Below are 11,777 nucleotides of genomic sequence, written 5' to 3'. Positions count from 1 at the left end.
AGGAAGCGATAAAATGGATAAGCTTATTCATATTTCCGGAACCTATCCAGAGCTTCAGATTAAAAATTACGGCGGCTGGGGTTCCAGAAATGAATCTACTTTATTTTTGTTCCAAGAAATGTTTTTGAAATTTGAGGAGCACTTCTTAAATAAAAAACTAAATTTTTTAATTTATACAGGAGACAGGCCTGAAGAGGCAATTCCATACCTGCGCATGGGCCCAGTGTTTGCGTACAGTACGACAAAGAAGCTGAGGAAGAAAATCATTCCAATTCCAGACTATATTTTTATTCATTCGAAAGAAGTGGGGATTGAGGATTGGGAAAAGATGGTAAAACGATGTAAAGATAAAGCTGATGTTCCCTATGAAAAAGAACAGTGTTTTTGGATTGGTAATACATCCACTTACCCAATGCGAAAGAGGCTGGTTGAATTATCCGAAAGATTTCCAGATCTGATATATGCACTGGAAATGCACTGGCAGCCAGAATCTGGTGGTAGAAACATCGGCAACGGAATCCAAGCCTCCCAATATGTTTCAATACCCGATCATGCAAAATACAAATATTTAGTAGATATTCAGGGGATGGGCTGGAGTTCACGTTTAAAACTGCTGATGCACCTTAAACGTCCTGTATTTATGATAAAACGTGAATATGAAGAATTCTTCTTTCCGCATATGGTTCCTTACAGTCATTTTATTCCAGTGAAGAAAAATTTGTCGAATTTGGTTCCTTTGATACGATGGCTTAACGGAAATGATGAGTATTATCAAAAAATTGTGGCTGAAACAGAAGTTTTTATAAAAAAGTACCTTAATAAAGAATTTGCATTGGAATATTTATTTAAAACAGTGGTTCGGCACGGCATGAAATAAATATCATTTTCATAAAAAATGTATACGAATCACGTGGGATTTATAAGACGATTGGGAACTGTATCGTCTGCACATCTACTTAAGCGAGGGGAAGTTATGTATGATTTTTTAATTGTTGGCGCTGGGTTTTCAGGCTGTGTGTTGGCACAACAGATCGCATCTATCTTAAATAAACGTGTCTTGCTGATTGACAAAAGAAATCATATCGCCGGAAATGCCTATGATTATTATAATGAAGCCGGAATTCTGGTTCACAAGTACGGCCCTCACATTTTTCATACAAATAGTCAAAAGGTTTTTAACTATCTTTCCCGATTTACCGAGTGGATTTATTATCAGCACAAAGTTCTTGCTTCAGTAGACGGAAAAAAGGTGCCAATACCGATTAACCTAAATACAATTAATGAGTTGTATGGGCTAAGACTCTCCGAGAGAGAGATGCAAGATTTTTACCAATCCATACGGGTGCCTTTTGATAAAATTACAAATTCAGAAGAAGTTGTAGTAAATAAAGTTGGTTATGACTTGTATGAAAAGTTTTTTAAGCATTATACAAAAAAACAGTGGAATTTATGGCCATCAGAACTGCAGCCTTCTGTTTGTGCAAGAATCCCTGTACGGACAAATCGTGATGACCGTTATTTTACGGATAAATACCAGGTGATGCCAAAGTATGGATACGCTGAAATGTTTAAAAAAATGATTCGCCACTCCAATATTCACCTGATGCTCCAAACGGATTATAAAGATATTGCTCCCACAATCCCTCATGGAAAAGTGATTTATACCGGTCCTATCGATTCCTTCTTCGATTATAAGTTTGGAAAACTCCCCTACCGCTCGTTGGAATTTGAATTTGTTACATTAGATAAAGAGCGCTTTCAAGAAACAGCTCAGGTCAATTATCCGAATGAATATGATTATACCCGGATAGCAGAATTCAAATATATAACGGGTCAAAACCATCCAAAAACAACCATCGCATTTGAATTTCCAACTGATTCAGGCGATCCTTACTATCCCATTCCAAAAAATGAAAATATAGAGCTTTATAAAAAATATAAGGAAGAGGCGGACAAAATGACAAATGTCTGGTTTCTCGGCCGGCTTGGAACATATCAATATTACAATATGGATCAGGTAGTGGCTCAAGCGTTAGCCTTTTTTGAAAATAAATTGAATAAATAAAATGTAAAAATCAATGAGAAAGGAATGGATCAGATTAGTGATTGGAAGTAAAATAATGAATTTTTTTAAATGTCAGAATAGGAAAAGGTTTCTGGTAATTGCAAGAGTTGGGGATGATTCATTGCACCAGGAATGGAAAAAACCTCTAAAACACAAAAACTTTGATCTTTGTCTAAGTTACTATGGTGATGATAAGGGCTGCTTTAAAGAGCAGTGTGATTTTTATTTTGAAAGCAAGGGTACAAAATGGCCAGTGATTAAAGAAATCATTCAATCCCTGGGTTCAGAAATCTTTCACTATGATGCCATATGGTTTCCTGATGATGACCTCCGCACTGATGCTACAAATATTAACCGCATGTTTGAAATCTTTATGGAACAAGGTTTTGATCTGGCCCAGCCAGCCTTGACCAAGGATTCCTTCTTCTCACATTCTGTAACACTCGAAAATGAAAATTTCCGATGGAGATACACAGCATTTGTTGAAATAATGGCTCCTGTTTTTTCAAGAAGTGCACTGAAAAAGTGCTGGCATAGTTTCAATGGAAACAAATCAGGCTGGGGTCTGGACTTGTTATGGCCAAAGTTATTAGGCGATCCCGAGAAAAGAATCGCAATGATTGATGAGACCCCTGTCACTCATACACGTGCGGTTGGAGGCGGAACCCTATATCAGTATATTACTGGAAGCCCTTTTGATGAAATGGCGAAAATTGAAAAAAAATATGGTGTCGATCGTTCTACGTATGATCTTCCACATTATAACGGGGTACTAAAAGATAAAAAATTGTATATTATGATTCTGGCCCATCAAAACGAAGATGTTCTAAAAGCACAGGTAGAAAACATTCGTCATTTTAATCCAAATGCTGGTATTATACTCTATAATGGCGGAAGCAATAAAAATTTTCCGGAAAATTTAGAGCTTGCCGTATGTCCATATAGCAGACCCATCAAGTGGATTTACCAGGCTCGTGTACTGTTGGATGTCATGAGATGGCTGGAGGAAACAAATGTCAACTATGAATATCTTGTGAGTTTTGATCATGATATGCTTTTTATTAAACAAGGCTTTGAAGAATTTCTTGATACTTCTATGGGAAATGTTGATTGTATGGGCTGGCAGATGTTGATGGGCTCTGAACGTGATAAATATCCGGATCCAAATGTACCTGATTCCCTGTGGAGGGAATGGAAAAAGTGGAAGGGCATTTTTCGTACAGATAATTTTGTAAGATATTTTAATCCGGGGCAAGTCTATCGCCGGGGGATTATCCAACGAATGCTGGCATATTTAAATCACACTATAAAGCAGGAGACCCTAGATAATTTATTAGACAATACAACAGTTTATGGGTTTGAGGAAATGTTCAGTGTCACATTAGCTATGGCAAGCGGAGGAAAATGCCGTGAGTATCCCGATGGAAATGAATATAATTTTGCCGTCAGATGGGGAGATGATCTGACTCAAGAAGAAGTAAGTCAGGCAATTAACCGTCCTGCTTATTATTGGATTCATCCGGTAAAAGGAAATAATTTAATTAAAACTAGCCAATGGCTGCTTGGAGATGTGCCTGATACTAAAGAAGATATTCCTACGAACGGTCATGCGGATATTAAATCTGACCTCCAAACGGATGTTCATGTAGAACCACCAAAGGATGCCCATACTGAGCTGCAAACAGATGTACATGTTGTACCACCTGATGAAGTCCACACTGCCCCGAAAACAAATTTCCATGTTAAACCAGACGACGATATCCGTATTGATAGCCATAAGGATTCCCATGCTGATCCTCATGTTACCCAGCCAGTTAATAATGAAAGTAAAAGAAGAGGGAGTAAAGAAAGAAAGGAGATAAAAGAAAGGAAAAAATGTGAAAGAAGAGAACGACGTGAAAAGGTAAAATGGGAAGGAATAAAAAGAAGAGAAGAGAAAAGAAGGGAAAGAAAAGAAAGAAAAGAGAGGGAAAAAAGAGAAAAAAGAGAAAGAAGAGTTTAGAAGGAGTCCTGGAGGTAATATATATAATTCGAATCATTATACAAATGGTTACCTGAAAATAAACGAAAAATAAGAACAAGTCATTTTGGCTGTCCTAAAAAAGCAAGGCAATATAAAACACCTGCGTGCTGGTACAATAAATACAAGTACTAAAATCGGAGGTTTAGCAGACTTGGGATTCCTTTCATTCCAATTTAAAGTTAGAGGAATTTCAGTACATTAAGTTAGGCTGCGTGGCACCCAAAGAATACTGGGGCAATGGCAGCCTAATGATGATGTTTTATAAGTTTCTCAAATCGCTAGGTCACTGTTTTCTTTCTCAATTCAGCGAATCGCGATGTGTTCTTTTATCACTTTTAGCTTTCCTAATTCAGGATCTTCTGGACCTTGAACAGGCAGGCCTGCCTCAATGGTTTCCTTAATATAGTCCAGGTTATCCTGTGTAATGATTTCACCAGGAATGAAAATTGGAATTCCTGGGGGATAAACCATGATAAATTCGGCAATGATTCTGCCTGCTGATTCCTCAAAGGGAACACTCTCGGTATCTGCGTAAAAAGCGTCACGAGGAGATAATGCAAGTACAGGAATATCGGGAACGTGTACAGGCAAAGCTTGTGCAGCCCTCTCATCTGTATTCTCAAAGTGCTGGGACATTTCTTCAAGTGCGTTTACTAATACCATAATATTCTTCTCGTGGTCAGCGGTCGTAATGAGACAAAGGATGTTATAAAGATCGGACAGTTCGACTTCTATATTATGTTTTTCGCGAAGCCAAACTTCTGCATCATATCCTGTTATGCCAAGTTCTTTAACTGAAATAAGAATTTTCGTGGGATCCAGGTCATAGGTCGCTTCTTTTCCTAAGATTTCGTCACCCACACAATAAAGCCGTGGGATTTGATTTATTTTCTCACGGGCCCCATTGGCCAGTTTGATGGTTTTCTCTATGATGCTGTAACCCTCAGTAGCCAGCCGTTTTCTTGCGGTATCAAGAGAAGCGAGCAGTATATATGACGTTGAGGTTGTAGTGAGCATACTTAGGATGGTTTGAACTCGTTTAGCTGACACAAGGCCTTCCTTGATGTTAAGGATAGAACTGCCGGTCAAGGATCCTCCTAACTTATGGACGGAAGTCGCAGCCATATCCGCTCCTGCCTGCATCGCGGAGAGCGGCATCTTGTCATGAAAGTGAATAAGGACACCATGAGCTTCGTCGACAAGAACGGGTACACGGTAGCTATGTGCGATTTCAACAATTTCACTAAGATTGGCTGACACTCCATAATAGGTTGGATTAATGACAAGCACCCCTTTAGCATCAGGATTCTGCTCCAATGCTTTCTTAACGCTTTGAGGAGTTATTCCATGAGAGATCCCTAGCTCTCTGTCAATTTCCGGATGAATGAAAACAGGTGTGGCACCAGAAAAAACGATCGCTGTCATAATGGATTTATGGACGTTGCGCGGTACGATAATTTTATCTCCGGGAGATACAACCGACATGATCATCGTCATGATGGCACCGCTTGTTCCTTGAACAGAGAAGAAAGTATGGTCAGCTCCAAAAGCTTGAGCTGCTAAGTCCTGAGCCTGTTTTATCATGCCCTTCGGCTGGTGAAGATCATCAAGCGGAGCAATATTAATTAAATCTATGGACAGGGCATTCTCGCCGATGAAATCCCGGAATTCCGGGTCCATTCCGTGGCCTTTTTTATGTCCGGGAATATGAAATTGATACGGGTTTCGTTTAGCATGTTCTTTTAGACCAGTAAATAAAGGGGTTTCGTGTTGTGACAATTTTGACACCTCATCTATAATAAAAATAATCTTATCCTCATGAAAATACATAGTAAAACAAAAGAAGTATATCAGATTCTAACGGTTTTGTATGCAAAGAATATAAAAAAAGAAAGGTTGGGGAAGAAGCATGGAAATGAAAACAAAAGTGACGGAGTTGTTGGGAGTCCGTTATCCCATCATTCAGGGAGGGCTGGCCTATCTAGCATACTCGAGACTTGCAGCTGGGGTTTCAGAAGCAGGCGGCCTGGGACAAATTACGGCTATGTCACTGGATTCTCCAGAATCATTAAAAGAGGAGATTAAAAAAACGAAGAAATGACTTCAAGCCCTTTTGGGGTAAATTTTGCAATCGGACAACATGGAAGGTCCTTTGAACATATGGTTGAAGCTGCAGTGGAAGAAAAAGTGCCTGTGATCAGTATGACAGGCGGAAACCCGTCAGGCATATTCGATCTTTTAAAGGGAATTGAGGTGAAGAAACTTGTTCTCGTTGCATCCACAAGACAGGCTGTTAAAGCAGAAAAGCTAGGTGCCGATGCCGTCATGGTCGTTGGCCAGGAAGGAGGGGGACATATTGGAAAAGATGATGTCAGTACGATGGTGCTCATTCCTCAGGTAGCTGATGCGGTTTCCATACCGGTAATTGCTTCAGGAGGCATAGGAGATGGGAGAGGCTTGATGGCTGCCCTGGCCCTTGGTGCTGAGGGTGTGGAAATGGGGCCAGGTTCATTGCTACTAAGGAATGTGAACACGCACATCCTCTATACAAGGAAGCACTCGTTCATGGAACGGAAACAGGGACAGTAGTCATTAAACGGAAGCTTGGTGCACCAGCTTAGAGCAATCAGCAACAGCTGGACAGACCTTATTTTGCAAGAAGAAGAAAAAGCTGCGGGTTACGAAGAGATAAAAGATCTTATCAGCGGAAAACGGAACAAGGAATACATCTATGATGGAAACTCAAACGAAGGTTTTGGATGGGCTGGCCACATCATGGGGAGAATTCAAGATGTTTCTTCAGTTGAAGAACTCTTTGCCAGGATACTTTCTGAAGCAGGCCATATTAAAGAGAGATGGGGAGCAGTGATTAAATAAAATTATTGAACGTTTTACCCAAACACTTTTTGCTCTCAACAATATACTAATGGTAAGAAGAGGAGAAATTCTCTCCCCTTCCTGCCAAATCATATGTTACTCGGAATACACCTGTTTTTTTAACTCGTAAAGGGGCATCAGGGTTCGGAAGACGCTATCTGCTTTTTCGATAAAGTCCTTTCCGTTCAACTTAACCGCTTCATCCCTAGGTATATGAATCCCGCATAGCAGTTCGGCCTTTTTCACTTCTGCCAAAGTACGCACAAAGCCTGAAAGGTTACCGCTCTTCATTTCACGATGATGCACAGCATCCGGCTTCATATGATCCTGTGACCAAACGAAGTCATCCGGAATGGAGGCAGTGATCGTATTTAATTCTTTTTTGAGCGAAGCGGCATACTCTTTTTTTACTGGGGATTCATATATAATAGCAAACCAGATAAATACGTGGGTCTCAAACAGTCCGATTTGAAAATGCGGAAGTTTTTTGTATCCTCTCTTGCTGCTCGAGAATGCCACCCATGTATCATTTGGGGGATTAACTGTTCTTCGGGCATGTTTTGCCACATGAAAAAACATCTCCTCTCCTGTTAAAGAAGAAAGTTCTGCCGCGAAATGGCTGCCTAATGCTTCAAGCTTTGGCCGCACCCGCTCAATCAGTTTCTCCATTCTCGCCTCAAGTCCTCCAATAGCAAACACCTTAAAATCGCTCTCTTTAAATCCTGTAAAGCTCATTTCTTTTCCTCCTGGTAGAACTGTTTTGTGCACCGTGGTTAGTAGTTTACCACAAGGGGTACTGTAAAAGAAAATCCGCAATATATGCTACTTTTATATAATTTTTTTAAATAAAGAGATTAAGGTTGCATTAAGTGAAAGTCAATCATATGATAGAAGACAATATAAAAAATCAGAATATTTAGTATTCTTATAAAAGATAGAAAGGATGTGGGATGTATGAAACAAGTCATTCAAACACTGAAAAGAACGGACGCCGAGCGAAGAATACCGGTACTGAAACTTGAAATCGATTATGAATTAGCGACATTATTCGAAGCATTGCAAAATAAAAATACGAAGCAGATCAACGAATCCAAGCGGAAGCTGGAAAAACTTCGCCAGGAACTAGTGAGACTGGAAGCATGATGATAACTGACACAGGGTAAAAAAACGAACCTGATCTATTGCAGGGTCGTTTTTTTTGGGTGAACAATAAAATTCCGTCTGACAAAAGTGCATGGTATGGTTATGTTAAGCCTTTCTAGTGGTAACATATAATAAAACATTGAACGAAACTGGAGCTGATGATAATGGACAATACAAAACTTGAAGATCTATACCAAACGGCCAAGAACTGGGTGTATGAAGCCGGAGAAGTTATTAAGCGTTCATTTTCTAATGAGCTGAACATTACATATAAATCACATTATGCCGATTTAGTGACAGATATGGACAAAGCCATAGAAAAGTTCTTTATCGATAAAATTAAAAAAGAATACCCGGACCATGAAATATTGGGGGAGGAAGGCTATGGCGATGAGGTGAAGGATCTAGACGGAACCGTCTGGATCATTGACCCGATCGATGGAACCACTAATTTTGTCCATCAGCAGAATAACTTTGCCATTTCAGTGGGGATTTTTCATAATGGTGAAGGTAAAGCGGCGTTTATTTATGACGTGGTCCGCAACGAATTGTTTCATTGCATAAAAGGGAACGGGCTGTATTTAAATGAAGAAAAACTTCCTCTGCTCAGTGAAGTGACATTGGACAAAGCGGTCATCGGCTTAAACGCCACCTGGATTACACCAAACCGCAAGATAGATCATCATCTGCTTCTTCCCCTTGTCAGAAAATCGCGTGGAACAAGATCTTATGGTACAGCAGCCATCGAACTGGCCTATGTCGCTTGCGGAAGGCTGGATGCCTATATGACGATGAGGCTTTCACCTTGGGATTTTGCAGCAGGATATATTTTGATTCAGGAAGCCGGTGGAATCATTTCCACGATGGACGGCAGGAAAGTGGAGGTTTTGAGCAAAACAAGTATTTTTGCTTCTAAGCCTGGTTTGCATCAAGAAATTTTGGATACCATCCATACGGGAACACCACAAGATGGAGAATAGAAAAATAAGGGATGAAGATTTCGATTTTTTTAAAGAAATAATCCGTCATTCACACACTTGGATGGAAGAAGAAGGCTTGACAGGCGAAGAAAATGATGAGCATTTGCGGTCTTATTTGCATCGTTATGATGAAACAGGCGGAGAATGGCTGATCTGGAGTGGGGAAGGGAAAAAAATTGGAGCAGCGTATCTTGTATTCGCTGCTCCTTCCAATAAAAAACCATGGCTTGGCACCATTGTCATCCATCCTGAAAAAAGAAAACAAGGATTTGCCAAAAAAATCATAGAGGAGATTTCCTCAATGGTGATACAGAATAGCGCTGTATTGTTTTCAGCCTGTCCTGCGGAAAACACATCCTGGATCGGTTTCCTGAATCACAATGGCTTTGAACAGGGGGGATTAGAAAATGATGAAAAAGGAAAAGAATATATTAAATTTGTTAAAGTCCTTTCAGACTAAGACTGATTTCTTTCCCTGAATCTTTTTTTTAGTGTAAAACCTAATCCCATAAGTAAAAATACAGCAATGATCGCAATGATACCAATCAGCCAGCTATGTTGGCCGATTGCCACTCCGATCAAAGCAATGCTGAACGTTGTTAACACGGCAATGATCAAAAAAATCATATTTTCAATTTTCATAAGGGCCTCCAATCATACAAACGATAACTATAGTGTAACTAATTTTTCAAAAAAGAAAAAGATTGTAGTTCTTTGTGGTATAATAGTAAAGTTGAATTCCAATAGAGAAATAAATATCCAGGTTGGTTCTGGAAATTTAATAAATAAAAGATAGGATTTTTAAGGAGAGATTATTTTGAATTTGAGACAAGATATAAAAAACATCGCGATTATCGCGCACGTTGACCACGGGAAAACAACGCTCGTGGACCAAATGCTTCACCAATCAGGAACTTTCCGTTCAAATGAACATGTCAATGAACGTGCAATGGACTCCAATGATTTGGAAAAAGAACGCGGAATCACAATCTTAGCAAAGAATACGGCGATCAATTATGAAGGGATCCGCATTAACATCATGGATACTCCTGGACATGCCGATTTTGGCGGAGAGGTAGAACGGATCATGAAAATGGTTGATGGTGTTCTTCTAGTCGTTGACGCTTACGAAGGATGTATGCCGCAAACTCGATTCGTTTTGAAAAAAGCGCTTGAGCAAAAATTGACTCCAATCGTAGTCGTAAATAAAATTGACCGTGATTTTGCCCGTCCTGAAGAAGTAGTGGATGAAGTCATTGATTTGTTTATCGAGCTTGGTGCAAATGAAGACCAGCTTGAATTCCCTGTCGTATTCGCTTCTGCAATCCAAGGTACAGCGAGCACGGATCCGCATCAGCAAGATGAAAACATGAAAGCTTTATTCGACTCCATTATTGAAAATATTCCATCACCGGTTGATAACAGTGATGAGGCGCTGCAATTCCAAGTTTCCCTTTTGGATTACAATGATTATCTTGGCCGTATCGGGATTGGCCGTGTTTTCAGAGGTACAATGCATGTAGGTCAGGCTGTGTCTCTTATGAAACTTGACGGATCCGTTAAAAAATTCCGCGTAACTAAAATCTTCGGTTTCCTTGGACTGAAGAGAGTGGAAATCCAGGAAGCAAAAGCTGGTGACCTTGTAGCTGTATCAGGAATGGAAGAAATCAATGTTGGTGAAACGGTCTGTCCTGAAGGCCAGGAAGAAGCTTTACCGGTTCTTAGAATTGATGAGCCTACATTGAAAATGACCTTCCTTGTGAACAACTCGCCTTTTGCAGGACGAGAAGGGAAATACCTTACTTCAAGAAAAATTGAAGAGCGACTTCGTTCACAGTTGGAGACTGATGTTTCCCTGCGTGTTGATAACACGGAATCACCGGATGCTTGGATTGTTTCTGGACGCGGAGAGCTTCACCTTTCCATTCTGATTGAAAACATGAGAAGAGAAGGCTACGAGCTTCAAGTATCAAAACCTGAAGTAATAGTTCGAATGGTTGACGGAGTTCGTTCTGAACCTGTAGAGCGTGTTCAAATTGATGTACCAGAAGAGTATACTGGAGCCGTTATGGAATCTCTCGGAGCTCGAAAAGGCGAAATGCTGAACATGATCAATGATGGTAGTGGTCAGGTTAGACTCGAATTCATGGTTCCTGCACGTGGTTTGATCGGGTATTCTACAGAATTCTTAACACAAACTCGAGGCTATGGAATATTGAATCATACATTTGACAGCTATCAGCCGATACATCAAGGCCAGGTTGGAGGACGCCGCCAGGGAGTTCTTGTATCCATGGAACACGGCAAGGCAAGCCAATACGGTATTATCAATGTGGAAGACCGCGGAACGATCTTCGTAGAACCGGGTACTGAGGTTTATGAAGGAATGATCGTCGGTGAACATACACGAGAAAATGATATTACGGTAAATATCGTAAAAGTGAAACAAATGACAAATATGCGATCTGCTAACAAAGACCAGACTGTAAGCATGAAAAAACCAAAGGTTATGTCGTTAGAGGAATCACTTGAATATCTGAATGAAGATGAGTATTGTGAAGTTACACCTGAGAGCATCCGTCTTCGCAAAAAAATCCTTGATAAAAATGAGCGTGAACGTGCAAGCAAGAAAAGTAAAATAGCCAAGCAAAACTAAGATTTCGTCTGGTGGTGTGAGCGGTGGATGATA

10 protein-coding genes and 1 pseudogene are annotated in these 11,777 nt (G+C 40.1%); 8 read left to right on the top strand and 3 right to left on the bottom strand.

All coding sequences use genetic code 11. The annotated features are described in order from the left end of the window. The first annotated feature begins 13 nt into the window (after positions 1 to 13). The 3 genes from OKX00_RS14085 to OKX00_RS14075 all read left to right on the top strand — a co-directional run bounded on the left by OKX00_RS14085 (position 14) and on the right by OKX00_RS14075 (position 4,067). Positions 14 to 877 (top strand): glycosyl transferase family 90, encoded by an 864-nt coding sequence (locus OKX00_RS14085; RefSeq protein ID WP_265407756.1) that lies wholly within the window; start codon positions 14 to 16, stop codon positions 875 to 877. A 96-nt stretch (positions 878 to 973) separates the two neighbouring features. Further along, positions 974 to 2,065 (top strand): UDP-galactopyranose mutase, encoded by a 1,092-nt coding sequence (gene glf, locus OKX00_RS14080; RefSeq protein WP_053355393.1) that lies wholly within the window; start codon positions 974 to 976, stop codon positions 2,063 to 2,065. Between the two features lie 121 nt (positions 2,066 to 2,186). After that, on the top strand, positions 2,187 to 4,067 hold the full coding sequence (locus tag OKX00_RS14075; protein WP_265407755.1) for a DUF707 domain-containing protein: 1,881 nt from the start codon (positions 2,187 to 2,189) through the stop codon (positions 4,065 to 4,067). A 324-nt stretch (positions 4,068 to 4,391) separates the two neighbouring features. Here the strand turns inward: OKX00_RS14075 and OKX00_RS14070 are convergent, their stop codons facing one another. Further along, positions 4,392 to 5,867, bottom strand: a complete 1,476-nt coding sequence (locus OKX00_RS14070; protein WP_265407754.1) for an aminotransferase class I/II-fold pyridoxal phosphate-dependent enzyme — start codon at positions 5,865 to 5,867, stop codon at positions 4,392 to 4,394. Positions 5,868 to 5,997: 130 nt separating this feature from the next. Between OKX00_RS14070 and OKX00_RS14065 the strand changes: the two are divergent. After that, a pseudogene (locus tag OKX00_RS14065) lies at positions 5,998 to 6,965 on the top strand (NAD(P)H-dependent flavin oxidoreductase). Between the two features lie 96 nt (positions 6,966 to 7,061). On the opposite strand, the gene OKX00_RS14060 reads toward OKX00_RS14065, so the two are convergent. Continuing rightward, on the bottom strand, positions 7,062 to 7,700 hold the full coding sequence (locus tag OKX00_RS14060; RefSeq protein WP_265407753.1) for a YktB family protein: 639 nt from the start codon (positions 7,698 to 7,700) through the stop codon (positions 7,062 to 7,064). A 219-nt stretch (positions 7,701 to 7,919) separates the two neighbouring features. Between OKX00_RS14060 and OKX00_RS14055 the strand changes: the two genes are divergently transcribed. The 3 genes from OKX00_RS14055 (at position 7,920) to OKX00_RS14045 (ending at position 9,548) form a co-directional block, all read left to right on the top strand. Then, entirely contained in the window at positions 7,920 to 8,108 is a 189-nt protein-coding gene (locus OKX00_RS14055) for a hypothetical protein (RefSeq protein WP_053354634.1), read from the top strand. Between the two features lie 164 nt (positions 8,109 to 8,272). Continuing rightward, the gene (locus OKX00_RS14050; RefSeq protein WP_265407752.1) at positions 8,273 to 9,088 is read left to right on the top strand and encodes an inositol monophosphatase family protein; all 816 of its coding nucleotides are present in this window, start codon (positions 8,273 to 8,275) and stop codon (positions 9,086 to 9,088) included. Next, positions 9,078 to 9,548, top strand: a complete 471-nt coding sequence (locus OKX00_RS14045; protein ID WP_265407751.1) for a GNAT family N-acetyltransferase — start codon at positions 9,078 to 9,080, stop codon at positions 9,546 to 9,548. The genes OKX00_RS14050 and OKX00_RS14045 overlap by 11 nt, the downstream gene beginning before the upstream one ends. On the opposite strand, the gene OKX00_RS14040 is transcribed toward OKX00_RS14045, so the two are convergent. Further along, entirely contained in the window at positions 9,545 to 9,730 is a 186-nt protein-coding gene (locus OKX00_RS14040; RefSeq protein WP_053354631.1) for a DUF5325 family protein, read from the bottom strand. The two genes, OKX00_RS14045 and OKX00_RS14040, sit on opposite strands and share 4 nt — an antisense overlap. Positions 9,731 to 9,902: 172 nt before the next feature. Between OKX00_RS14040 and typA the strand changes: the two genes are divergently transcribed. Next, positions 9,903 to 11,744, top strand: coding sequence for a translational GTPase TypA (gene typA, locus OKX00_RS14035; protein ID WP_053354630.1), 1,842 nt, complete (start codon positions 9,903 to 9,905; stop codon positions 11,742 to 11,744). The last annotated feature ends 33 nt before the right edge of the window (positions 11,745 to 11,777 follow it).

The organism is Fictibacillus sp. KU28468, assembly GCF_026153615.1.
In the GTDB taxonomy this organism is placed as follows: Bacteria; Bacillota; Bacilli; order Bacillales; family Fictibacillaceae; genus Fictibacillus_C; species Fictibacillus_C marinisediminis.
Note: the sequence above shows the minus strand (reverse complement) of the source record. Positions and strands in the feature narration are given on the sequence as shown.